This is a genomic window from Marivirga lumbricoides (assembly GCF_014636295.1).
In the GTDB taxonomy this organism is placed as follows: domain Bacteria; phylum Bacteroidota; class Bacteroidia; order Cytophagales; family Cyclobacteriaceae; genus Marivirga; species Marivirga lumbricoides.
Genome location: NZ_BMEC01000001.1, coordinates 448006 through 472598, shown reverse-complemented (window position 1 = coordinate 472598; position 24593 = coordinate 448006). Strand labels below are relative to the sequence as shown.

Here is a 24593-nt window from a genome sequence, read left to right as displayed (position 1 = left end):
ATGAAAAAAATAGTATATATATCAGCGATTTTAATATTAAGCGTATTAACATCCTGCGAAGATTATTTAGAAGCACCGGCAAAATCTACTGTAGATGAATCTGTTCTTTTCTCTAGTGTGGATTTAACAAGAGCCGCAGTAGACGGAATTAAAGTGCCATTTGGAGAGACTAACTCTTACAGAGGCCGGTTTTTACCCTGGTATGGGATGAACACTGATATTGAATGGTATAACTCCTCCAATTCAGGAAATGACAACTCTGATTTGGTTACTTACAGTGCTGAACCTACTAATACAAATATGAATACAGCTAATAATGCCTGGGCTATGATGTATTCAGGTATTGAACGTGCTAATCAGTGTATAAGAGGAATTAATTTATATGGTAATCCTGAGCCGGGAACAGAAATGGGTCACCTTTTAGGAGAAGCTATTACGCTAAGAGCTATTTATTATGCAGATTTACTGAAAGCATGGGGTGATGTAGTAGCCCGTTTCGAGCCTATTACTTCTGAAACGCTTTACCTTCCCAAAACTAACAGGGATGAAATCTATAAAAGATTGCTGGCTGATTTGGAAGAAGCTGCCACTTTAGTTCCGTGGCCAAATGAATCAGGTAGTACGGGTAATGTAGAAAGAATTAATAAGGCTTTTGTAAAAGGATTACGTGCTCGTTTGGCTTTGGTAGCTGGTGGTTATTCTGAGTATCCTGATGGAATCAGATTAAGTAATGACCCTGACTTAGCAAGAGAAGCGATGTATACATTGGCTTTGCAGGAGTGTAGAGATATAATTGAAAGTGGAACGGCTCAGTTAGAGTCATCTTTTGAAGGTTTATGGAGAAAATTTAACGAAGATGATATTTCTGCAGGAGGAGAGTCACTTTGGGAAATTCCTTTTTCAGCAGGTAGAGGTAGGTGGCTGTTTACCTTTGCTGTCCGTCACAGAAGCGCAGATTTGCATACGGGACAGGGAAGAGGTGGTCAGGCTGGCCCTACACCTTTTATGTTCTACGAATATGATCCGGGTGATTTACGTCAGGCAGTTACATGTGTTCCTTATGAGTGGGGAGAAGTTCCTCCCACTGAAGCACTTACTTCAGCAATACAAGAGTTAACACCTATTGATAATTGGGGCTTTGGAAAGTACAGGTATGAGTGGAAAAATAACAGGGTAACATCTACTAATGATGATGGCACCAATTACATGTACATGCGATATGCTGAGATACTATTGATGGCCGCAGAATCTGCCAATGAATTGCAAGGCCCTTCAGCAGCAGCTCCCTATTTAAGACAAATCAGGCAAAGAGCTTTCGATCCGGCAGATTGGCCTACCATGGTGGATGCCTACATTAATGGTTTAGGTGGACAACAAGAAATGTTTGAAGCCATTGTAGAAGAGCATAAATTAGAATTTTGTGGTGAAATGCTGCGCAAGCAGGCACTTATCAGATGGAACTTGCTTAAAAGCAAGCTAGATGAAGCCAAAACTAAAATGTATGCTTTAAGATCTGCTTCAGGTGAATATTCCGATGTACCACAAACTATTTATTACAGTTATGTGGAGGATGATGAGTTGGGCCAGGTGCTGGATGTGTATGGACTGCAAAGAGGTGAAACAGAAGATAGAGCAAATGAATATACATCTTCTATGCCGTGGGCAGTTGCAGATGAATTAGAGGATGAAAAAATTGAGACAATTTATACAGCTGACCCTAATGCAAATCAGTTTTGGCCTATCTGGCAGGTATTTATTGATGCGAGTAACGGACAATTAGTTAACGATTAGGCTTAAAGGCTGAAATAATTTTTAATACTATAAATTTAATACTGATGAAATGAGCATAAATAGTAAATGGCTAATTTATATCAAATGCCAGTAGAATATTTATTGCGAATTCCATGTGATCATTAAAATTAAAATAATACACACATGAAAAATATATTTAAAAGTATTGGTCTGGCAGTAATAGCGCTATCTATGTTTACGCTATCCTGTTCAGATGATATAGATCCTGTTATAAGCGATTTAAACCTTGATAGGCCATTAGCCCCTGTTAATTTAAGAGCTTTCGTTCGTAACCAGACAGCCATCGAGTTGTCCTGGAATGTAAATGAGAATATTAGTGAGTATGTAGTGGAATTTAGTCAGGATAGTCTGGATTTTAATTCTATCATCAGAACAGTTTCCATTTCACCTGATTCATTACCATTAAGAGAAAACTTTGAGGGGGAAACTCAATATTCGGCAAGAGTAAAAGCAGTTAGAGAAGATGGAGAAGAATCCAGTTGGGCTGAGGTAGCTATTATGACAGCTATAGAGAATATTCTGGAACCTTTGGAAGGTGGCGATATCGCTGCTACTAGTGTTACTTTTAGATGGCCAGCAGGTAGTGAAGTGACTAATTTTACCCTTACTCCGGGGAGTATCAACAGACAAATCACAGAAGATGAAAAGGAGGCAGGAGAAGCTACTATTGAAGGTTTAACTGGCTCAACGCTTTATACCGCAACATTATTTAATGGCTCTAAAAGAAGAGGCTTAGTTGAATTTGAGACCTTAGTAGATATAGGAAATGCTACCCCGGTTTATCCTGAGGATGATTTGTTAGCCATCATTGCAGCAGCGGCAGAGGGTGATGTGTTGGCTTTGTTTCCGGGAAATTATGGCAATGATTCAACTTTACTAACCATAGATTTGGAGAAGTCAATTACTTTACGAGGAGTATATCCATTCGATAGACCAGTTGTTTATGGTAAATTTACAAGTGGTGTTGGTGTGGGTTCTGTTGAAATAAGGAGTATAATTTTTAAAGGAGAAGGAGAGTCGCAATTTTTCAATTCTACTTCAACTGATTTTAATCTTCAAACTTTATTGATTGATGATTGTGATGTAAGTGGTTATGCGGATCGATTTATTTACAACCAAGGAAGCGGTACTTATGGATCAATAACTGTCTCCAATAGTTATGTGCATGATATTGTTGGTAATTCAGGTGACGGGTTTGATTTTAGAGGTGGTACTGTTGGAGCATTAACATTGCAAAACTCTACTTTTGCAAATGCATTTAGAACATTTATTCGTATGCAAGTAGAGAGTGATGTAGTAGTTAATAATTGTACTTTTTATAAAGTCTCTACATTAGATAATGGGAATAATAGAGGTCTTTTTCGCGCTAGTGGTGGAGGTTCTATTGAAGTTAGTAATTGTTTATTTGTAGGTATAGGGATTCCAGATACTGAACGTGGATTTTGGACTAAGTCTGGAGATATGAGTGCTAATGCCAGCTATAGCAACAATTATTACTTTGATAGTCCGGTATTGTTTGCAGCTGGTAGTGAATATACCAACCCTGCAGAAGTTGATGCCACAGAAGCTGATCCGGGTTTTGAAGATCCGGAAAATGACGATTTCACTATCACTAATCAAACATTAATTGACAATCAAGTAGGTGACCCACGCTGGAGATAATAATAGTTTAAATTGTTTAGGTTATTTAGGTGTGGCTTCTAAAAGAGCTGCACCTAATTTTTACATTTTTATCCAACTCAAATTCAAATCAATTGAAATACTTGAAAACAAAAATAGTTGCTTCTCTGCTCCTGGTTACTTTTCTAATTAGTGCAGGAGTAGCACAAGAGCTAGCTTTTCCGGGTGCGGAAGGATTTGGAAAATTTACCAATGGAGGTAGAGGAGGCCAGGTGCTTATCGTAAGTAACCTTAACGATTCGGGTCCGGGCAGTCTGCGGCATGCTATCAACACCAAAGGCAAGAGGATTATCACTTTTTCAGTTTCAGGTACTATTGCACTTGAATCAGATTTACCTATTAATGATGGTGATGTAACTATTGCTGGCCAATCCGCCCCCGGAGATGGTATTTGCATAAAAAACTACCCTTTTAGAATATCAGCTGATAATGTTATCATCCGCTACATGCGTTTTCGGCTAGGGGATGAAAAAAAAGTGGAGGATGATGCTTTAAAGGGAAATAAAGCTAACAAGGTTATGATAGATCATTGCTCTGTGAGCTGGTCAACTGATGAATGTGCTTCTTTTTATCGTAACTCAAACTTTACCATGCAGTGGTGTATAATTTCCGAGAGTTTAAAAAATTCGGTACACCAAAAAGGAGCTCACGGTTATGGGGGGATCTGGGGCGGAACTGGAGCTTCTTTTCATCACAATCTATTTGCACATCATACCAGTAGAAATCCTCGTTTTAGCGGCTCAGCTACTACACCAAATACAGAAGACGAGCTAGTTGACTTTACCAATAATGTAATCTACAATTGGGGTGATAATAGTACCTATGGCGGGGAGAAGGGCAAATATAATATGGTGAATAATTACTATAAAGCAGGCCCTGCCACTTCGGATTCTAAAAGAGATAGAATAGTAAATCCTTCTGAGCCTTACGGTAAATTTTACGTGGCGGGTAATTTTGTAGCAGCAAGCCAGGAGGTTACTACTCATAACTGGAATGGTGGTGTACAGTGTGAAAGCCCGGAAGCGGCAAAGGCTGAAAAACCATTTGATGTAATCAGATTAAGTACTATTCAGTCTGCAGAAGAAGCTTATCAATCAGTTTTGAAAAATGCAGGTGCAAGTTATTGCAGGGACGCAGTAGATGTCCGAATTATTAAAGAGGTGGAAAATGGGACTGCTACTTTTGGCGAAAACGGAATTATTGACTCACAAACGCAGGTGGGAGGATGGCCGGAATTGAAAGTCAAAAAAGCCCCGAATGATTCGGATCAGGATGGCATACCGGACAAATGGGAAAAGAAACACAACCTCAATCCTGAAGACAGTAGTGATGCTTCTCAGTTTAGCATCAGTAAGATGTATACCAATATTGAGCTTTACTTAAATGAATTAGTCGATTAAAATCCCTTAACATGCATAGAGCATATTCTAAAATCACCATTTTTTTACTAACAATATTTCTAATGGCTTGCTCTGAGTCTAAAAAGGCAGGAAATGAAGCCAAAGCAACTAAAGGTGATTCAATTAGCATCAATGGATTGAATTTGGCCAAAGAAATGGCCACCTCTGAAATAAAGAGGGTTCCTGATGCACAGTACCTGGATTTCAGGGAGAAACCCAAGTGGGAATATACTAATGGTTTAGTCTGCTCTGCTATGTTGAAAGTATGGGAAGCCACAGACGATTCATTGTATTTTAATTACGCCAAAGCCTATGCAGACTCAATGATCAATGCACAGGGGCAGATTAAAACTTACAAATTATCGGATTATAACATTGACAGGGTAAATCCCGGGAAATTTTTAATTGAATTGTACAAAGTTACAGGTAAAGAAAATTACAAGCTGGCTATAGAGACTTTAAGGAAACAGATGGCAGAGCATCCCCGCACAAGTGAAGGAGGTTTTTGGCATAAGAAAAGGTACCCCCACCAAATGTGGTTGGATGGACTTTACATGGGCTCTCCCTTTCTGGCGAAATATGCAAAGAATTACAGTGAAGAAGCTTTATTCGATGATGTAGCCAATCAAATTTACCTCATCGATAAGTATGCCTATGACAGCATCAGTGGACTTTATTATCATGGATGGGATGAAAGCAGGGAGCAGGATTGGGCCGATAAAGAAACGGGACTCTCTCCTCACTTCTGGGGAAGATCCATAGGCTGGTTTAGCATGGCATTGGTAGATGTGCTGGAATACTTTCCTCTAGATCATCCTAAGAGAGGAATGATAGTAAATATAGCCAACAAACTTGCACAGGGCATTTTGAAATACCGCGATGTTAACACGGGTGTTTGGTACCAGGTGGTAGATATGGCCGACAGGGAAGGTAATTATTTAGAAGCTTCAGCCTCCGGCATGTTTGCTTATTTTCTACTTAAAGGAAGCAATATGGGCATATTTGAGCCCTCATTAGCAGAGGAGGCGAAACAATCTTTCAGAGATGTTACAAAAGAGTTTGTGGAAACCAATCAGGATGGAACGATTAGCCTTACAAGCATTTGTGCTGTTGTTGGCTTGGGTGGAGAGCCTTACCGCAGTGGAACATATGAGTATTATGTCAGTGAGCCACAAAGAGATAATGATCCTAAAGGTGTGGGGCCGTACATAATGGCTGCACTGGAATACCATAAATTAGATAAAAATTGAGGTTACTTATTTACCATATTGCCCTTTTACTAGCCTTCTTTTCTTTTAATGCTAATGCTCAGAAACCGGATTTCATAGTAGATGCATCAGGTAAAGGTGATTTCAGTACTGTTCAGGCAGCCTTTGATGCTGTACCCCATTTTAGAAAGAAGGAAACCGTAATTTTTATTAAAAATGGGGTTTATAAGGAGAAACTAATTCTGCCTACTTCCAAAACGAATGTCACCCTTATTGGTGAAAGCGTTGAAAAAACAATAATTACCAATGATGACTATGCTTCAAAGCCTAACGTGTTTGGAGAAGAAATGGGCACCACAGGCTCCACCACTTTCTATGTTTTTGGCGATAATTTCCACGCACAAAATATCACTTTTGAGAACAGTGCAGGACCTGTAGGTCAGGCTGTGGCTGTAAGAGTGGATGGTGACCAGGTGATTTTTGAAAATTGCAGATTCCTTGGTTTTCAGGATACGCTATATCCCCATGGTAAAGAGAGCAGGCAATATTATTATAATTGCTACATTGAGGGCACTACTGATTTTATATTCGGCTGGTCTACTGCAGTATTTGAAAATTGCGAAATTCATTCCAAAAAAGGAGGCAATTACATTACAGCTGCTTCTACCACCGAGGGCACTGAGTTTGGCTTTGTATTCATTGCTTGCAGGTTTACTGCAGAAAAAGGAGTAGTCGATATTTATCTGGGCCGGCCCTGGCGACCTTTTGCAAAAACTGTCATTATTAACAGTGAATTAGGCTCGCATATCCATGCTGCCGGCTGGCATAACTGGAATAAACCGGAAGCCGAATCCACCTCATTTTATGCTGAATATAACAATACAGGAGCGGGCGCTGATACTTCTCACCGTAGCTCATGGTCGCATCAATTGAAAGATGATCAGGAATACCAGCTAAAGAATATTTTTAACGATTGGTTACCGAAAATTGAAAAGCAGGAAGAATGAAGTTGAAATCAACAGTTATAATAATTTTCATTTATGTACTGATAGTAGCACCTCTGGCAGCACAGCAAAAGCTATCAGAGGTTTGGGTGGCTGATTTAGGTAATGGAAAATACCAAAACCCCGTACTGCATGCAGATTATTCCGATCCGGATGTAGTAAAGGTGGGAGATGATTTTTATATGACTTCCTCTAGCTTTAATGCGGTTCCCGGCCTGCCCATTTTGCATTCTAAAGATTTGGTGAATTGGTCGCTTATAGGTCATGCAATTGACAGACTTCCACCTTTCGAGCATTTTGCAAAACCCCAACATGGAAATGGTGTGTGGGCACCGTCTTTCCGGTACCACAATGGAGAATTTTACATCTACTGGGGAGATCCGGATTTCGGGATTTATAGGGTAAAAACCAAAGACCCCAAAGGCCCATGGGAAGCGCCTGTTTTGGTGCAGGAAGGCAAGGGGTTAATAGATTCAAGTCCCCTTTGGGATGATGATGGAAATGCCTATTTGGTGCATGCTTATGCAGGTAGTAGGGCAGGGATTAAGAGTATTTTAGTCGTGAATAAAATGAGTACTGATGGTACTAAACTGCTGGACGAAGGAACCATTGTTTTTGATGGTCATGAAGCACACCCTACGGTGGAAGGGCCTAAATTCTACAAGCAGAATGGTTATTACTATATTTTGGCTCCTGCCGGTGGGGTTGCTACAGGCTGGCAATTGGCTTTACGTTCTAAAAATCCATTGGGGCCTTATGAGGAAAAAATAGTGATGCATCAGGGTGAAACCGATATCAACGGCCCTCATCAGGGAGGCTTAATCAATCTGGAGAATGGAGAATCATGGTTTTTACATTTTCAGGATAAAGAAGCTTATGGTAGAGTGGTGCATTTACAGCCGGTAACGTGGAAAAATGATTGGCCCATAATTGGGGTGGACAAAGATGGAGATGGAATAGGTGAACCTGTTAGCACCTATATAAAACCTAAAGTAAATACCGAAGGAGCTAAGGCTGGTCCTTCAGAATCTGATGAATTTAATACTACGGAATTGGGGCTTCAATGGCAGTGGCATGCCAACCCGGAAGCTACCTGGGCTTTTCTCTATCCTAAAAAAGAAGTGCTACGCTTGTATACTGTTCAAGAACCCCATGAAACGGTGAATTTATGGTCTGTACCTAATTTATTGTTGCAAAAATTTCCTGCACCTGAATTTACAGCAACTACAAAAGTGACTTTTACTCCTAACGAGAAATTGGTAAATGAAAGAACGGGTCTGGTGATCATGGGAGAGGATTATGCACACTTATCCATAGTTTCTAAAGAGGATGGACTCTATTTAATTTTTAGCAAAGTGGAGGATGCCCGTGGAGGAACTGTAGAGAAAGAGCAGGTAATTAAGAAATTGGATGCCAATACTTTGTATTTACGAGTTGAGGTGAAATCAGGTGGTAGATGTACTTTCAGCTACAGTGAAAATGGTAAAAAGTATCAAGCGGCAGGCCAGGAATTAATAGCCAAACCGGGAAGATGGATAGGAGCTAAAGTAGGCATCTTTGCCACAAGAAAAGACAAAATTAATGATTCAGGATATGCCGATTATGACTGGTTTCGGATCACTGAATAACCTATTAAAACACCATGCTATGAAAAGAATATTTCCCTTTGTATCGATAATCGTATTATCTGTATTGGCAGCCTGTAATGGACAAAAAGAAACCAACAAAGCTTCCGAAATGGAAGTGGAGGTTCAAAATACCCTGGATATTTCACGTGCTAGTGGTACTATTACTATCAGTTTAGAAGAACTGGAAGCAAGTTTTCCTGAAGCAGAAGCTTATGCAGTTTATTCCGGAATGCAGGAGATTCCTCATCAATTGATCAAAGAGGGACCAAATGCAGGATTAATGATTCTGATTGAGGAAATTGAGGCTGAGGAAACTCAAAAACTGACTGTAAAAGGCATTTCAAAGGATTCAGCATCAAGCTTCCCAAAACGTACACAGGCGGAGCTTTCTATTAAAGAAGGTGGTGAATGGAAAGGTCGCGAATACATAGGAGGCTCATTTAAAAATGTGGATAGCTTACGAGTGCCGGATGAACATACTGATCATTCATGGTATATCCGCTATGAAGGCCCGGGCTGGGAATCTGACTTGGTAGGCTATCGTTTTTACCTCGATTGGAGAAATGCAACGGATGTGTTTGGGAAAACCACTACCGACATGGTGTTGCAAAATGCTGGTCAGGATGGCTTTGACTCCTATCACGAATTGAGTGACTGGGGCATGGATGTGCTGAAAGTAGGTAAATCTTTAGGAATAGGTTCACCAGCTTATTTTGATGGTGAAAAAGCTATCCGAATTGATTCAACGGATAGCATTAACAGCAAAATCCTGGCAAACGGAGCTATTTATTCTTCAGTTAAAACTAATTATTATGGATGGTCAGTTTCGGATAAAAAATTAGATATTACTTCCTTCTACAGCATTCATGCCGGCTCAAGGCTAACCCATCATCATATCGATTTCGAAGGAAATACTGACAATCTTGCGACTGGTATTGGAAAAGCTGACAGTGCAAAAATTTACACTAGTAAAGGTTCCTCTGAAGCCTTTGGATACATCGTCACGTACGGAAGGCAGAGTTTGAACAATGATAAATTAGGTTTAGCAGTATTATTTCCTTCTGAAGCACTCAAACAAATCACGGCTGATCAATACAGCGATATCGTAGTACTGACACCTCAACATAATGCAGTGGATTACTATTTTCTGGCTGCCTGGGAACTGGAAAAAGAAGGCATTACTACGGAAGAAGATTTTCTGAAGTACGTAGAAAATACTGCAAGAGAATTAGCCAGTCCATTGGTGGTTACTATTAAAAAATAAACAGCGGAATGAGATTAGTGGTACTTATCATATTGTTTTTGTTTGCGTTGACTCCGGCCTTCTGTCAAACCACAGTGGTTGTGGCGGCTGATGGCTCCGGAGAGTACACCTCTTTGCAAGCCGCAATTGATGCTTCAAGGGCTTTTGCACCAGGAGGTGTAGTAATTCATCTGAAAAATGGAATCTACAAAGAGAAAGTAACCATTCCTTCGTGGCGCACCAACATTTCCATCATTGGTGAAGACGCTGAGCATACCATCATCACCTGGGACAATTACTCAGGACAGGAGGGCATTCATACTTTTAATTCTTACACCATGAAGGTAGAAGGGAATGATTTCTATGCAGAGAATATTACCATTCAAAATACAGCTGGCCGCGATGTTGGGCAAGGAGTAGCTTTGCATGTAGAAGCTGATCGTGCCGAGTTTTACAACTGCCGTATAATTGCCAATCAGGATACATTGTATGCCGGGGTAGATAATAGCAGGCAGTATTACAGGAATTGTTTTATTGAAGGAACCACTGATTTTATTTTCGGGCCTGCCACAGCGGTTTTTGACAACTGCGTAATTCTATGTAAAAAGGATTCTTACATCACTGCGGCTTCAACTTCTCCTCATCAACAATTCGGATTTGTATTCCTTCATTGTGAACTCAAAGTGTCTGATGAGGCTGAAAAGGTTTATCTGGGCAGGCCATGGCGAGACTATGCTAAAACAGTATTTATCAATACAAAAATGGACGCTAAAATAAGACCCGAAGGCTGGCATAACTGGAAAAGACCTGAAGCAGAAAAAACTGTGTTTTACGCAGAGTACAATTCAACAGGGAAAGTAGCTGAAACGGCTGAAAGGGTTTCCTGGTCTAAACAATTGAGCAAAGCTGAAGCCAAAGCTTATACAATTAAAAATATTCTCTCATTAGCAGGCAGTTGGATGCCAAAATCTATCAAAAACTAAAAGTATGAAGACACACACAAAATATATTGCGCTGATTTTTATGACCCTGTTGTATGCTGCTTGTCAGAATGAACCAGACACAGAAACAGTAGACATCAAAGAAGATGAGGCAACCAGCCTTTATGATGGGTTGGAATTTGACATGCCTGAAGTAAAGGAAGCAAGCTTTCCTGATAATGGGATGCTCATTACAGATTTTAAAGCCATAGGAGACGGACTTTTTATGAACACAGAAGCCATTAATAAAACTATCAATGAAGTGGCAGAAAAGGGCGGAGGTAAAGTAGTGATTCCAAGAGGTGTTTGGTTGACAGGCCCCATCACTTTAAAAAGCAATATCAATTTACATTTGGAAGAAGGCGCTTTATTAATTTTCAGTGATGATAAAAGCTTATATCCTTTAGTAGAAACAAGTTTTGAAGGACTAAACACCTATAGAACGCAATCTCCCATTTCGGGCAAAAATCTGGAAAATATTGCCATTACTGGTTCAGGAATTATAGACGGAAATGGTGATGCCTGGAGACCTGTTAAGAAAAGCAAAATGACTTCTTCCCAATGGAAGAGCTTGGTGAAATCTGGAGGAGTTTTAAGTGAAGACGAAAAAACCTGGTATCCTTCTGAGTCTTACAAAAAAGCCAATGCTTTAACGGAGAATTTTAATGTACCTCCTTTTAAAACCAGGCAGGAATTTGAAGAGGTAAAAGAATTTTTAAGACCAGTAATGGTGAGTCTGGTGGAATGTAAAAAAGTTTTACTTGATGGGCCTACCTTTCAAAACTCTCCCGCATGGAATATTCATCCGCTTATGTGTGAAGATGTTATCATCCGTAATTTAACAGTACGAAACCCCTGGTACTCACAAAATGGTGACGGACTGGATCTGGAATCCTGCAAAAATGCACTCATATACAATAATAATTTTGATGTGGGGGATGATGCCATTTGTATTAAATCCGGAAAGGATAAAGATGGAAGAGACCGTGGTGTCCCTACTGAAAATGTAATTGTTAAAAATAACATTGTGTACCACGGCCATGGCGGTTTTGTAGTAGGAAGTGAAATGTCAGGCGGTGTAAAGAATGTACATGTTTCCAGGTGTACTTTTATAGGAACGGATGTGGGCTTGCGTTTTAAAAGTACAAGAGGAAGAGGAGGCGTAGTAGAAAATATTTATATATCTGATATAGATATGATCAATATTCCAACTGATGCGATCAGGTTTAACCTGTTTTATGGTGGGCAGTCACCCATTCTGGAAGAGGATCAGGAAGCTCCTGAAATAGATGAGGAGGCTGTGGCTGTAACGGAAGAAACCCCATCTTTCCGTAATATTTACATGAAAAATATCAATGTAACCGGTTCAGAAACAGCAGCTTTTATGCAGGGACTGCCGGAGATGAAGTTGAAAAACATCAATTTGGAAAATGCCAATTTCCAGTCTGAAAATGGTATTACACTAATTGATGCAGATGGGATTTCATTTAAAAACGTAAAAGTGGCTCATAATAAAGGCTCTGCTATGACAGTGTATAATGGAACTGATCTGAAATTAGATAATGTAACTTTAAAAGAATCTGAAAAAGCTTCACTGCGTGTGTTTGGTCAATCAAAAGGTATCGTAGTGAACAATAGTAATTTTGGAGAAGAAAATACCTCAAGTAGCAAGGAAGTACCTGCAGAAGCAGTAAAATATCAATAAAACCAACCGTAGTAAACCAGATTGGCAATCATAAATTTATAGTGATGATGTGAGAGGAGTTAGAGACTTATCTCAATACTCGTATCTCACATCTCAATACTTATTCTAAAACAATGAAAATATTCACACTTTTTCTAGCCATGCTTTCTCTTAGCTTCAAAATTCAGAAGGATGAGGTTACCATTTTTTTAGTAGCAGATTCTACTGTTTCCGACAAACCTTTTAATGAAGGGGGCAACCCGGAAAAAGGATGGGGCCAGATTTTTCCTCTTTACCTGAAAGAAGGGATAAAAGTAGATAACCATGCAGTGAATGGAAGAAGCACCAAAAGCTTTATGGACGAGGGTCGGTGGGATAAAGTGCTCCAATTGATCAAGCCAGGTGATTATGTGATCATTGAGTTCGGCCATAATGACCAGAAATCGGAAGACCCCAAGCGTTATGCAGATCCGGAGCTGGCATACCGTGCTAACCTGAAAAAATACATAGCTGATACACGTGCCAAAGGAGCTTTTCCAATTTTAGCAACACCAATTGTAAGAAGAAAATTTGATACAAATGGTCAACTGGTGGATACGCACGGTAAGTATCCTGAAGTGGTGAAAGCAGTGGGGGAAGAAGAAAATGTACCTGTATTGGACCTTCATGAAAAATCCCGCAAGCTGGTTTCCACTTATGGTGAGGAAAGATCGAAGCAATTGTTCTTACATATAGCCCCCGGTGACTATGCTTCCTTGCCCGAAGGCAGAAATGATGATACGCACTTATCGCCCTGGGGAGCATTTAGAATATGCGATTTAGTGGCAGAAGAATTGGAAATAAAAGTACCTGAGTTAGCTAAATATTTAAAAAAATGAGCAATTCACTTAAAATATTTAAATCAACAGTCAAGGATTTTCTTATTAGCTTGTGTGTGGTGTTTCTTGCTATGTTTGTGATATCCTGTGAGGAAGAGGAAGCGGATGCTCCCACTGTTTTTGTTGAAAGCATTGAAGTAACAGGCGAAGAAATTACTGAAGGAACTACAAGGCAGATGACTGTAACTATTATGCCTGAAAATGCCAATGATAAATCTGTTACCTGGAATTCTTCTGATCCATCCGTAGCGGCAGTCTCCTCTGGCGGATTAGTAACCGCTTTAAAAAATGGTATAGTAACAATTAGTGCCACTGCAAATGATAGAGCTACCATCACTGGAAGCACAACATTAAAAATTTCTTCATTTGATGGAGGAGGCAGTGGAGAAAGTTCTGCTGACTATATTGTAAACACTTCTGCTGAATTATTGGCTGCAATTTCTGCAGCTCAGGCCGGGGAGGTAATCGAAATGCAAGGCGGTACTTATGAATTGTTTAGTAAAATCAGAATAGTTAATTCAGGCACTGCTGAGCAAATGATTACTTTGCGGGGTGCTTTGGAAGGGGGGAGACCGAAATTAGACTTCTCAGCGATGTCTGAAAGCTCTTCTAACCAGGGAATGGTAGTGGAAGCAGACTTTTGGCACATTAAAGGGATAGATTTTTTCAGAGCAGGTGACAATGGCATGCAGGTGAAAGGCAATAATAACCTGATAGAATTTTGCACCTTTTCTGAGTGTTCAGATACAGGTTTACAGATTGATAATGGGGCTTCTAATAATACAATCCTTAATTGTGACTCTTATTTTAATGCGGACTCCTCCATTGAAAATGCCGATGGATTTGCCTGTAAGCTTACAGCCGGAACAGGCAATAAATTCATCGGTTGCAGGGCCTGGAATAACCTGGACGATGGCTGGGACGGTTACCTTAGAGGTACAGATAACATTACTACTACTTATGAAAATTGTTGGGCGATCAGGAATGGCTTAATGAAAGATGGTACAGTTGGGGCTGGAGATGGTAACGGCTTCAAAACCGGAGGAAGTGATGATAAATTATTAAAGCATAATGCCATTTACACCAATTGCTTAGCAATAGAAAATGTGGTAGACGGCTTTGATCATAATAGCAATAGAGGAGTAGTTACTATCTATAACTGCTCGGCTTACGGAAATGGCAGAAACTACAATTTCAGTAATACTAATCCGCTTGAAAAGTTAATCTTGAAAAACAGCCTGGCCTTAGGAGATTTCGGATCTACCAATACAACTACTCAAGATATTACCAATAACAATTGGACATTAAGTTTAACCGTGACAGAAGAAGATTTTGAGAATATTGATGTAAATGAATTATTGTTGCCACGAAAAGCCGATGGTAGCCTACCCGATATAGGTTTTATGCATTTAACTGCGGGAAGTGATTTGATTGATAAAGGCGTGGATGTTGGCCTGGAGTTTAATGGGGTGGCTCCTGATTTAGGGGCTTTTGAATTTAACAATTAAGAAATGAGCAGACTTTATAAATTTAGAATTTTATTGACGGCCATTTTATTGGCTCTGTCTGTGTCGTTCGCATTTTTCTCACAGGAAAAAGTTGTGACTGTTTATCTTATTGGCGATTCCACTATGGCTGATTATGCAGATAATTATGAGGAGGGTAAGGATTATATGAAAACCCGCTATCCTATTACCGGATGGGGACAGGTTTTTCAGGAATTCATGTCTTCGGACAGCATTAAAAAAATTGAATTCATTAAAGGTAGCAGAGTTGTAGTTGATGACAGAGCCCGTGGAGGTAGAAGTACACGTACATTTTTTCAGGAAGGGAGATGGCGGGCTGTCTATGAAAAGCTGCAAAAAGATGATATAGTAATTATGCAGTTTGGCCACAATGATGCTGCAGAAAACAAGACAGAACGTTATGTGGATGTGGAAGGCTATAAAGAGTTTTTGAGACTTTATATTAGCCAGACGCTTCAAAAAGAAGCTATTCCCATAGTGCTTACACCAGTTGCCAGAAATTATCCATGGAAGGATGGTTATTTAGAAAATGTACATGGTGAATATCCGGAAGCGGCCAGGGAGGTGGCTACTGAATTTCAAATCCCTCTGATTGACCTCAATCAGCTTTCAATGGATGCCTTTAGCAAAAAAGGTAAAGAGTACGTCAGTCAGAATTATTTTATGAATTTACCTGCCGGGAAATATGAAGCCTATCCCGAAGGACAGAGTGATAATACGCATTTCCAACCTGAAGGAGCAAAAGCCGTTGCTCAATTAGTATTTAATGCGCTAACAAAAGTTAGTAGGAAAAAATAATGCTATGTGCAAGTACCTCTTTATCTTTTTGATATGCTTACTTTCGGCATCTACAAGCTTCAGCCAGAAAAATGAATTAAAATTATGGTATGACAGGCCCGCAGACAATTGGAACGAAGCGCTCCCTATTGGAAATGGAAGGCTTGGTGCAATGGTTTTTGGAGGCCTGGAGGAAGAACACCTTCAACTCAACGAAGAAACTATTTGGGCAGGAGAACCCGGTAATAATATTCCTGATGGCTTTAAAGAGCTACTTCCGGAGGTAAGAGCACTCATTTTTGAAGGTAAATATAAGGAAGCCGAATCATTGCTGATGACTCGTGTACCGAGATTTGCACCATCAGATAATAATTATGGCATGCCTTATCAGTCAGCGGGAGATTTATACATTACATTTCCAGGTCATCAAAATTCCAAAAATTACAGACGCCAACTTGATATTAAGAATGCTATTGCTTCAGTGAGCTATGATGTGGAGGGAGTTACTTTTAAAAGAGAAATCATTTCTTCGTTTACTGATGATGTCATCATTGTCAGACTCTCAGCTAGTAAGCCCAAAAGCATTTCATGTAAAATAAAACTTACTACTCCACATAAAGAACAGAATCTTACAGTGGAGGGTGATATGATCAGGCTTCTGGCTACATCGGGAGATGTCGCTAATAAAAAAGGGAAGGTAAAATTTAACAGCATTGTTCAGCCGGTAGCTGATGGTGGAAAAGTGATTACCTCAGATGAAACTATTGAAATTCAACAAGCCAATAGCATAACTATCTATCTTTCAATCGGTACTAATTTTATATCGTATGATAGCCTTTCAGGTGATGCTGAAAGCAAGGCAAAAAGTAAATTGAAAGCTGCTGTTTCTCAGGATTTTGATAAGGCCAAAGAAGAACATAGCTCCTACTATAAAAAATATTTTGATAGAGTTTCACTCAGCTTCCCCCAAAGTAATAAAAATGAGCGGCCGACTGATCAGAGATTGAAAGAATTTGCCAAAGATAATGACCTTTCATTGGTCTCTTTATATTTTCAATACGGACGATATTTGCTAATAAGCAGCTCACAACCGGGCACTCAGCCGGCTAACCTACAGGGTGTCTGGAACGATAAATTGTCGCCTCCCTGGGATAGTAAATATACGGTGAATATTAATACAGAAATGAACTATTGGCCTGCAGAGGTAACCAATCTGCCGGAGATGCATGAGCCTCTTTTTTCTATGATAGAAGATCTTTCCGTTATGGGTCAGGAAAGTGCAAAAGAAATGTACGGTGCAAGAGGATGGAATATGCATCATAATACAGATATCTGGCGGGTTACAGGGCCTATAGACGGTGCATTTTATGGAATGTGGCCTATGGGTGGCGCCTGGCTAACTCAGCACATGTGGCAGCACTATTTATACACAGGTGATACAGCATTTCTCGAAAAAGTGTACCCTATTCTTAAAGGGTCTACATTATTCTATATAGATGTACTTCAAGAGGAACCAAAACATGGTTGGCAGGTTATTACGCCTTCTATGTCTCCGGAAAATGAGCATCCGGGAGGAACCTCTCTGGCGGCAGGAAATACAATGGATAATCAACTGGTTTTTGATGTTTTCTCTAATTATATAAAGGCAGCAAGCATTTTAGGAAAAGATTTGACCTTTGCTGATTCTGTAAAATCCGCATTAGAAAAGCTTCCTCCTATGCAAACTGGTAAGTTTGGGCAGCTCCAGGAGTGGATGACTGATTGGGATAATCCATCCGATAAGCATAGACATGTTTCTCACTTGTATGGACTGTATCCTTCTAATCAAATTTCTCCTTTTACCCACCCTGATTTATTCAGTGCGGCCAGAACCTCTCTTGTTCAGAGGGGTGATAAGTCTACAGGCTGGTCAATGGGCTGGAAGGTCAACCTTTGGGCCAGGCTTTTGGATGGTGACAGAGCTTTTAAGCTGATTGAAGATCAGCTCACACCGGCTTCCGATAAGGAAAATGGTGAAGGAGGGGGTACTTATGCCAACCTGTTAGATGCGCACCCGCCCTTTCAAATTGATGGAAACTTTGGATGTACCTCTGGAATTGCTGAAATGTTATTGCAAAGTCATGATGGTGAAATATTTATTTTACCAGCCTTGCCAAACCAGTGGCCAGCGGGAGAAGTGAAAGGCCTGGTAGCTAGGGGAGGATTTATTATTGATATTAATTGGGAGAAAGGGAAAGTGAAAAAGGTGAAAATAGTATCGCAATTAGGAGGAAATTGTAGAATCCGATCCGGGAAGAAGTTACAACTTGTAAAGGGAACTCTTAGGCAAGCGGAAGGTGAGAATTCGAATCCGTTTTATGCGCAGGCAACTATTAAAGAGCCTCTTGTGAAAGCGCCTGAACAAATAGTGGAGGTTAAGCTCCCTGAAACTTTTGTATATGATATGGAAACAGAAAAAGGGGAAACTTATATACTTGAATTGAAATAACTAAAAGCGAACTAATTTCTCCGCTACAAAACGCAGAGTTTTAGCCGATGATAACCTATTTAATTGAAACAGGGTTTTATGGTATAGTTGACTGATTAGTTAAGAAAAAAAAACAGACATGAGTAATATAAAAGTAGGATTGATTGGTTTCGGAATGGCTGGTCGTGTTTTTCATGCACCTCTCATTGATCATGTAGATGGCTTGGAGCTCAGCATCATCCGTGAAACGAAACAGGATAATATTGATATCATTAAGGAGCGCTATCCGCTTGCAAAAATTGTAGATAGTTCTGAAGCTATTCTGAATGATTCTGAAATTGATCTGGTAGTAATTGCAGTCCCAAACAAATTTCACTATGAAATAGCCAAACAGACACTTTTAGCCGGAAAGCATGTAGTGGTCGATAAGCCTGTTACGGTTACCTCAGAAGAGGCGCAGGAATTGATCAATATCGCAAAAGACAAGAATAAAGTGCTTTCTGTTTACCAGAACAGGCGTTGGGATAGTGATTTCCTTACGGTACAAAAAGTGATTGATTCAGGTAAATTAGGTAGAATAGTTGAGTATGAAGCACATTTTGATCGATTTCGTAATGACATCAGGCCTAATTCATGGAAGGAAGAAGGTTCGTTGGGCACCGGATTGCTCTATGATTTAGGTTCGCATTTAATCGACCAGTCTTTAGTGCTTTTTGGCCATCCGGAGAGTATTACGGCTGACATAAGAGTACAAAGAGATAATAGCGAAATACCTGATTATTTTTCTATGATGCTGGAATACGGGAAGTTTAAAGTCACCTTGAAATCCGGGATGTTGGTGAAAGAGCCTCTGCCCAAATATATCGTTTCCGGCACTGAAGGTGCTTTTGTGAAGTATGGAATGGATGTTCAGGAGGCGGCCTTAAATGAAGCAAAAATGCCACTTTCTGATCCGAATTGGGGAGAGGAACCAGAGGAGATATGGGGAGTATTAAATACAGTGAAAGAGGGAAGGAAGACTATTCAAAGTGAAAAAGGTCACTACACATCATTCTATAAAAATGTAGAGGCAGCCATCAATGGAAGGGAAGAATTAGCTGTGCGTGCTGAACATTCCAGAGATGGTATTAAGGTGATTGAATTTGCTATGCAGAGTGCTAAAGAAAAGCGAACTATTCCATTTAAGTAATGGCTGTTAGAATTCTACTATCCTTTGTATTGATTTTGTCTACTGTAAACTTGCTTCATGCCCAGTATGATTACCCGCGTGATACAAGCTATAATATCAGGAGCGCCTATTTAAAGATTAAGAAGAACCACCCTCATGTCACTCCAATTCAACCTCTGAAATTGGGAGGAATACAGGTAGAGAAGGAGGTAGTATATGCAGATATTGGCCGTGATCTTACGCTTGATATTTTTTATCCTAAAAGATCATCGGAAAAAGGTTATCCTGGTGTATTACTAATTTATGGAGGAGGATGGAGTTCAGGGGAAAAAGCCAATCAAATTCCGATGGCGCAAAAATTGGCAGCTGCAGGCTATGTGGCAGTGGTAGCGGATTATCGTTTAAGCCCTGAAGCACAATATCCTGCAGCAATGCATGATCTTAAGGCGGCTATTCGCTGGATGCGCACTAATTCAGAGAAATATAGTCTCAATCAAGCAAAAATTGCTGTTCTGGGCTGTTCTGCTGGTGCTCAATTGGCTACTTTGCTAGGCACTACAGGTGATTTAGAAAAATGGGAGGGAAGTATCGGTGTTACTGATCAGGCTACCAGCGTTCAGGCAATTGTAAATATTGATGGCATAGTTTCCTTCATACATCCGGAAGCTTCCTCAGAGGGCGAATACGCTGCTAAATGGTTGGGAGGCTATAAAGATGAAGTGCCTGAGGTCTGGCAGGAAGCTTCTCCACTTGAATATGTAAATGGAAACACACCACCTACCTTATTCATTAACAGTTCCCAACCTCGTTTCCATGCCGGCCGGGATGACATGGTCAAACTACTGGACAAGTATCATATTTATAGTGAAGTTCATACCCTGGAAGGTTCTCCACATTCATTTTGGCTGGTGCATCCGTGGTTTGAGCCCACATATGAGTTCACTGTGAAGTTTTTAGATAAGGTGTTGAAATAAGTTTAGTGAAAATCTGAGAACAAAAAATTGATTGAAACTCGTTACTTTGGTGAAAAGTTATTGAAATAAGCATAAAAATTGTCATACCGATCGGTGATGATTATGAAATATACAATTTTAACCTATCGTGTTAAACCAAGAAAGCACCAAATTGAACTTATCAATATTTGATCTGCGAGAAGAAAGCAGATAAAATAGAATAATTAAAAGTCAGTTGATACAATTAATCTCATATTATTTCTAATGAAACTAGAGCACTTCGCCCTCAATGTAAAAGAACCATTGGCCATGACGCAATGGTATGTAGATAACTTAGGAATGACAGTTGTAAGGCAGCAGGAACAAAGTCCCTATACCACTTTTCTGGCAGACACCAGCGGGCAAATGATGATTGAAATCTATAATAATGATAAAGCAGCTATTCCTGATTACGCGCAACAACATCCTCTCATAGTTCATTTGGCCTTTGTTTCTGAAAACCCTGATCGGGATAAAGAAAGATTACTGACTGCCGGTGCTGTGGAAGTCAGCAATGATAGATTGGGAGATGGATCGCACCTGATTATGCTACGCGATCCCTGGGGATTAGCGATCCAGCTCTGTAAAAGAGGAAAGCCTATGCTTCAATAAGTTAGATCTGCTAATTACAAAGAAACCCCTCTTTTCCACGGGATAAAATCATCTTGTCCTAAATCCATCGCTTTGGTAGTTCTTTCACCGCTGGCCACTTCAATGATAAAATCAAGAATATCAGCGCCCAGTTCTTCGATAGTAGATTCACCTGAAATAATACTACCGGTGTCAATATCAATAATATCAGGCATTCTTTCTGCTAAACTGGTATTAGAGGATAATTTTACAACCGGGGTAATTGGGTTGCCTGTTGGTGTGCCCAACCCTGTTGTGAAAAGTATAATTGAAGCGCCTGAGCCAGCCATTCCTGTTGTGCTTTCTACATCATTCCCAGGTGTGCATAATAAATTTAAACCCGGCTTTTGTGCATACTCAGTATAATCCAAAACATCAGCTACAGGTGAAGTGCCACCTTTTTTGGCTGCTCCGGCAGATTTCATGGCATCTGTTATTAAGCCGTCTTTGATGTTACCGGGACTAGGGTTCATGTCAAAGCCAGAGCCAACTGCCTCAGCCGATTTGGCATAAGCACGCATCAGGTGAATGAATTTCTCTGATGTGGCATCATCTTTACAACGGTTGATCAGTTCTTGCTCAACGCCACACAATTCGGGGAATTCAGAAAGAATAGTTTTCCCTCCTAAAGTAACTATTAAGTCAGACACCTGCCCAACTGCTGGATTAGCCGAAATTCCTGAAAATCCATCGGATCCGCCACATTCCATACCAATAACCAGTTTATCCAGGCCGGTAGGTTTTCGCTCTTGTTTGTTGGCTTCCACCAGCCCCAGAAAAGTCTGCTGAATTGCTTTTAGCAACATTTCCTTTTCGGTACCTTCTTTTTGCTGCTCCAAAATGTAGAGTGGCTTTTTAAAATCAGGATTTACTTTATTCAGCTTCTCCTCCAATAAAGATATTTGGGCATTCTGACAGCCTAAACTTAAAATAGTAGCTCCCGCTACATTAGGATTGTTAATGTAGCCGGCAATTAAACCGCAAAGCATTTCAGAATCCTGTCTTATTCCACCGCAACCACCTTCGTGGGTTAAGAACTTAATGCCATCAATATTTTTAAATAATTTGGATTTCCCTTTATCTAGCTGCTCTGAAAAATTGAGTTGACTGATAGCCTCTGTATCTCCTTTTTTATAGAGCTCGGCCATTTCATGTACATAATCTTTATAGCTATTTCTTTTTGCAAAGCCTAATTCTTCTAAAAAGGCATCTTTAATAATGTTTACATTTCTGTTTTCACAAAAAACCAATGGAATGACCAGCCAGTAATTGGCGGTGCCCACTTGTCCATCCGGCCGGTGGAACCCATTAAAAGTCCTGTTTTTAAAACGGCTAATATCTGGGGAAGTCCATTCTCTGGTTTGAGTTTTGGCCTCAAAGCTGGAGGCGCTGTGTTTTATATTTTCTGTGGTTAAGGCAGCTCCTGAAGCAATAGGGGAGAGTGCTTTACCTACTAATACACCATACATTTTCACTGATTCCTCCGGCTTTAGGTCGTAAATGGAGAATTTATGCTTTGCTGGCACATCATTTTTCATAGTGATGTGAAAGCCATTATATTGAATATTTTCACCGGCTTCTAGGTTAGTTAAAGCAACCAGTACATTGTCGTCAGGGTGTAGTTGTAATACTTTTTGTCGCATATAGAGCTAGATTTGTACAATCCTTTGTTCAATATAAAATTACGTATAATTTATTAATTACGCTATATATGTATGTGATTTATTATAGATTTGTGTAAACGATTGCACTAATTATGTACTTCAATAGATCGAATTTCCAGTTGAGTGTCTTAAGAAATATTGAAAACGCCCTCTTTTTCCTCTATGTGAGTTGTTCAAAGTAGATTTTGTATAGAGAGAGAACCTGCATTAACCATTGATTTCCAATCGGATTGTGTTCCTCACTTATAGCTGTTTTTCATTGCTTTTCTGGTGAAGTATTAGGATTCAATTTTGGAAAAAGTTATGTTAATAGCTTTGAATTGAGTAAGCGATAAGAGCGGTGTAAATTTTTATCGGGATGGTAAAAATTATATATAGATGATAACAGTTGTTTGCTGATAAAACATATCAGCATTGTTGGTATATTGATGTTGCGTACAATAAAAAAGCAGGAATGAATAGACTTAAGAACTGGCATATTTTCAGCTTTATCCTTATTCTACTAGTTGCTAGCCAACTAATTGTAGATAAGTTTTTAGCTGACTTGCTAATTGCTGGAATTTTTGTTTTTGTTTCTACCTACTTTCTATTTATTGGCGATACTTTAAGGCAACTAGCGAAAGAAAAAACAAACTGGTACTTTGTATTCAATTGTTTTTACCTGCTTCTTTTTTATGTTCTTTTAATATTAGATTTTCAACTAGGAAATGGTGCTATAGTCATTGGACTTAGTGTCTATTTTGTTTTTTCTTATATTTATGTAGCGGACGAGTTAGCAGTAGCGCTTAGAAAAGCTGAAGGAAAGAATACATCGGATTTTAAGCAACAAGCAGAATTTTTATTCTTTTTCCTTTGGCCAGTAGGGATTTGGTTTCTCCAACCAAGAATTAATAAATTAACTGTGGAAAGAATAAAGTAATACCCCTAACATCTGGTAAACTATTCAAGGTTAAAAGTGTGGGATTGGTGTAGTACTTTCATTTTTATTTAATTCTACTGTTATTTCATTCCTAATTTTGAATTTATGGTTTGGCTTCGTTAAATTAGTCAGCTAAGTGTGCCAAATTCACTTTATCTCTGCATTATACACAAACCGAAAAAAATGAAAATTAGACTTTCAGAAATAAAGGAAATTGACACAGATCAAATTATTGAGTTATACAAGGCTAATGGATGGAGTGCAGCTGATAAACCTACTGAATTAAGAAATGCTTTATTGAATTCTCACTCATTGATTACGGCTTGGGATAGGGAAAAATTAGTAGGCCTTGGAAATGCAATATCCGATGGTTATTTAGTCGTTTATTATCCGCACCTACTGATTCACCCGGAATATCAGGGAAAAGGAATCGGGCATATGATAGTGAATAAGCTTCAGGAGAAATATAAAAATTTTCATATGCAAATGTTGACTGCTGATGGAAAGGCCATAGATTTTTACAAAAAGGTCGGTTTTGAAAAAGCCGGAGAAACCATGCCCATGTGGATTTACAAAGGGAATGAACACTAAATAATTATTATGACAGCAAGAGTTTGGGAAGGAAAAACCAGAAATGAACATTCGGAAACGTATACTGAAATTATTGAGGAGCGAGATATACCTAATTATAGAAAAACAGATGGGTTGATAAAACTAACCTTTCTTAAACGTTCTGATAATGAATTCACCTACTTCAAGTTATTGACCTTTTGGACGGATATGGATTCCATAAAAAAATTCACGGGACCGAATCTGGAAGAGGCTGTAGCTTACAATGAGGATGAAAAGTATTTAGTGGACTTTCCCGGAAATATAATGCATTATGAAGTATTTGCTGAATAAGCCAGTGGTAACCTCCCATCTCCAATTCAC

20 protein-coding genes are annotated in these 24593 nt (G+C 39.5%); 19 read left to right on the top strand and 1 reads right to left on the bottom strand.

Going from position 1 to position 24593, the window contains the following annotated elements; all coding sequences use genetic code 11:
• From IEV85_RS01960 to IEV85_RS01885, 16 genes are all read left to right on the top strand, one after another.
• The gene (locus IEV85_RS01960; protein WP_188460116.1) at positions 1 to 1791 is read left to right on the top strand and encodes a RagB/SusD family nutrient uptake outer membrane protein; all 1791 of its coding nucleotides are present in this window, start codon (positions 1 to 3) and stop codon (positions 1789 to 1791) included.
• Between the two features lie 144 nt (positions 1792 to 1935).
• Complete coding sequence (locus IEV85_RS01955; RefSeq protein WP_188460115.1) at positions 1936 to 3474, top strand: DUF5123 domain-containing protein; 1539 nt, start codon at positions 1936 to 1938, stop codon at positions 3472 to 3474.
• A 92-nt stretch (positions 3475 to 3566) separates the two neighbouring features.
• A complete protein-coding gene (locus IEV85_RS01950) occupies positions 3567 to 4892 on the top strand; it encodes a pectate lyase family protein (RefSeq protein WP_345259144.1) in 1326 nt (441 codons plus the stop codon).
• An 11-nt stretch (positions 4893 to 4903) separates the two neighbouring features.
• Positions 4904 to 6142: a glycoside hydrolase family 88 protein gene (locus IEV85_RS01945; RefSeq protein WP_188460114.1), complete on the top strand. Its 1239-nt coding sequence runs from the start codon at positions 4904 to 4906 to the stop codon at positions 6140 to 6142.
• Positions 6139 to 7107 (top strand): pectinesterase family protein, encoded by a 969-nt coding sequence (locus tag IEV85_RS01940; RefSeq protein ID WP_188460113.1) that lies wholly within the window; start codon positions 6139 to 6141, stop codon positions 7105 to 7107. The genes IEV85_RS01945 and IEV85_RS01940 overlap by 4 nt, the downstream gene beginning before the upstream one ends.
• Positions 7104 to 8732: a glycoside hydrolase family 43 protein gene (locus tag IEV85_RS01935; protein WP_188460112.1), complete on the top strand. Its 1629-nt coding sequence runs from the start codon at positions 7104 to 7106 to the stop codon at positions 8730 to 8732. The genes IEV85_RS01940 and IEV85_RS01935 overlap by 4 nt, the downstream gene beginning before the upstream one ends.
• Before the next feature lie 19 nt (positions 8733 to 8751).
• The gene (locus IEV85_RS01930) at positions 8752 to 9996 is read left to right on the top strand and encodes a DUF4861 family protein (protein ID WP_188460111.1); all 1245 of its coding nucleotides are present in this window, start codon (positions 8752 to 8754) and stop codon (positions 9994 to 9996) included.
• A gap of 8 nt (positions 9997 to 10004) precedes the next feature.
• Complete coding sequence (locus tag IEV85_RS01925; RefSeq protein ID WP_188460110.1) at positions 10005 to 10958, top strand: pectinesterase family protein; 954 nt, start codon at positions 10005 to 10007, stop codon at positions 10956 to 10958.
• A 4-nt stretch (positions 10959 to 10962) separates the two neighbouring features.
• A complete protein-coding gene (locus IEV85_RS01920) occupies positions 10963 to 12660 on the top strand; it encodes a glycoside hydrolase family 28 protein (RefSeq protein ID WP_229712467.1) in 1698 nt (565 codons plus the stop codon).
• A 113-nt stretch (positions 12661 to 12773) separates the two neighbouring features.
• A complete protein-coding gene (locus tag IEV85_RS01915; protein ID WP_188460109.1) occupies positions 12774 to 13517 on the top strand; it encodes a rhamnogalacturonan acetylesterase in 744 nt (247 codons plus the stop codon).
• Positions 13514 to 15025, top strand: coding sequence for a right-handed parallel beta-helix repeat-containing protein (locus IEV85_RS01910; RefSeq protein ID WP_188460108.1), 1512 nt, complete (start codon positions 13514 to 13516; stop codon positions 15023 to 15025). The genes IEV85_RS01915 and IEV85_RS01910 overlap by 4 nt, the downstream gene beginning before the upstream one ends.
• Positions 15026 to 15028: 3 nt before the next feature.
• Positions 15029 to 15841, top strand: a complete 813-nt coding sequence (locus IEV85_RS01905) for a rhamnogalacturonan acetylesterase (RefSeq protein WP_188460107.1) — start codon at positions 15029 to 15031, stop codon at positions 15839 to 15841.
• 4 nt (positions 15842 to 15845) lie between these two features.
• Positions 15846 to 18308 (top strand): glycosyl hydrolase family 95 catalytic domain-containing protein, encoded by a 2463-nt coding sequence (locus IEV85_RS01900; RefSeq protein WP_188460106.1) that lies wholly within the window; start codon positions 15846 to 15848, stop codon positions 18306 to 18308.
• 118 nt (positions 18309 to 18426) lie between these two features.
• Positions 18427 to 19476 carry an oxidoreductase gene (locus IEV85_RS01895; protein ID WP_188460105.1) on the top strand — a complete coding sequence of 350 codons (1050 nt, stop codon included), beginning with the start codon at positions 18427 to 18429 and terminating at the stop codon, positions 19474 to 19476.
• The gene (locus IEV85_RS01890) at positions 19476 to 20429 is read left to right on the top strand and encodes an alpha/beta hydrolase (protein ID WP_188460104.1); all 954 of its coding nucleotides are present in this window, start codon (positions 19476 to 19478) and stop codon (positions 20427 to 20429) included. Before IEV85_RS01895 ends, IEV85_RS01890 begins: the two co-directional genes overlap by 1 nt.
• 243 nt (positions 20430 to 20672) lie before the next feature.
• Positions 20673 to 21059, top strand: coding sequence for a VOC family protein (locus IEV85_RS01885; RefSeq protein ID WP_188460103.1), 387 nt, complete (start codon positions 20673 to 20675; stop codon positions 21057 to 21059).
• A gap of 14 nt (positions 21060 to 21073) precedes the next feature.
• On the opposite strand, the gene IEV85_RS01880 is transcribed toward IEV85_RS01885, so the two are convergent.
• Positions 21074 to 22720 carry a UxaA family hydrolase gene (locus IEV85_RS01880; protein ID WP_188460102.1) on the bottom strand — a complete coding sequence of 549 codons (1647 nt, stop codon included), beginning with the start codon at positions 22718 to 22720 and terminating at the stop codon, positions 21074 to 21076.
• A 409-nt stretch (positions 22721 to 23129) separates the two neighbouring features.
• Here IEV85_RS01880 and IEV85_RS01875 point away from each other — a divergent pair, with 409 nt between their 5' ends.
• From IEV85_RS01875 to IEV85_RS01865, 3 genes are all read left to right on the top strand, one after another.
• Positions 23130 to 23660, top strand: a complete 531-nt coding sequence (locus IEV85_RS01875; protein ID WP_188460101.1) for a hypothetical protein — start codon at positions 23130 to 23132, stop codon at positions 23658 to 23660.
• A gap of 183 nt (positions 23661 to 23843) precedes the next feature.
• Entirely contained in the window at positions 23844 to 24251 is a 408-nt protein-coding gene (locus IEV85_RS01870) for a GNAT family N-acetyltransferase (RefSeq protein ID WP_188460100.1), read from the top strand.
• Between the two features lie 9 nt (positions 24252 to 24260).
• Positions 24261 to 24563: an antibiotic biosynthesis monooxygenase gene (locus tag IEV85_RS01865; protein WP_188460099.1), complete on the top strand. Its 303-nt coding sequence runs from the start codon at positions 24261 to 24263 to the stop codon at positions 24561 to 24563.
• Positions 24564 to 24593 lie beyond the last annotated feature (30 nt).

Excerpts from the sequence above, each read along its gene's own strand:
- IEV85_RS01960 (WP_188460116.1), top strand. The coding sequence starts at position 1 with ATGAAAAAAATAGTATATATATCAGCGATTTTAATATTAAGCGTATTA.
- IEV85_RS01955 (WP_188460115.1), top strand. The coding sequence starts at position 1,936 with ATGAAAAATATATTTAAAAGTATTGGTCTGGCAGTAATAGCGCTATCT.
- IEV85_RS01945 (WP_188460114.1), top strand. The coding sequence starts at position 4,904 with ATGCATAGAGCATATTCTAAAATCACCATTTTTTTACTAACAATATTT.
- IEV85_RS01935 (WP_188460112.1), top strand. The coding sequence starts at position 7,104 with ATGAAGTTGAAATCAACAGTTATAATAATTTTCATTTATGTACTGATA.
- IEV85_RS01930 (WP_188460111.1), top strand. The coding sequence starts at position 8,752 with ATGAAAAGAATATTTCCCTTTGTATCGATAATCGTATTATCTGTATTG.
- IEV85_RS01925 (WP_188460110.1), top strand. The coding sequence starts at position 10,005 with ATGAGATTAGTGGTACTTATCATATTGTTTTTGTTTGCGTTGACTCCG.
- IEV85_RS01920 (WP_229712467.1), top strand. The coding sequence starts at position 10,963 with ATGAAGACACACACAAAATATATTGCGCTGATTTTTATGACCCTGTTG.
- IEV85_RS01915 (WP_188460109.1), top strand. The coding sequence starts at position 12,774 with ATGAAAATATTCACACTTTTTCTAGCCATGCTTTCTCTTAGCTTCAAA.
- IEV85_RS01910 (WP_188460108.1), top strand. The coding sequence starts at position 13,514 with ATGAGCAATTCACTTAAAATATTTAAATCAACAGTCAAGGATTTTCTT.
- IEV85_RS01905 (WP_188460107.1), top strand. The coding sequence starts at position 15,029 with ATGAGCAGACTTTATAAATTTAGAATTTTATTGACGGCCATTTTATTG.
- IEV85_RS01900 (WP_188460106.1), top strand. The coding sequence starts at position 15,846 with ATGTGCAAGTACCTCTTTATCTTTTTGATATGCTTACTTTCGGCATCT.
- IEV85_RS01895 (WP_188460105.1), top strand. The coding sequence starts at position 18,427 with ATGAGTAATATAAAAGTAGGATTGATTGGTTTCGGAATGGCTGGTCGT.
- IEV85_RS01890 (WP_188460104.1), top strand. The coding sequence starts at position 19,476 with ATGGCTGTTAGAATTCTACTATCCTTTGTATTGATTTTGTCTACTGTA.
- IEV85_RS01885 (WP_188460103.1), top strand. The coding sequence starts at position 20,673 with ATGAAACTAGAGCACTTCGCCCTCAATGTAAAAGAACCATTGGCCATG.
- IEV85_RS01880 (WP_188460102.1), bottom strand. The coding sequence starts at position 22,720 with ATGCGACAAAAAGTATTACAACTACACCCTGACGACAATGTACTGGTT.
- IEV85_RS01870 (WP_188460100.1), top strand. The coding sequence starts at position 23,844 with ATGAAAATTAGACTTTCAGAAATAAAGGAAATTGACACAGATCAAATT.
- IEV85_RS01865 (WP_188460099.1), top strand. The coding sequence starts at position 24,261 with ATGACAGCAAGAGTTTGGGAAGGAAAAACCAGAAATGAACATTCGGAA.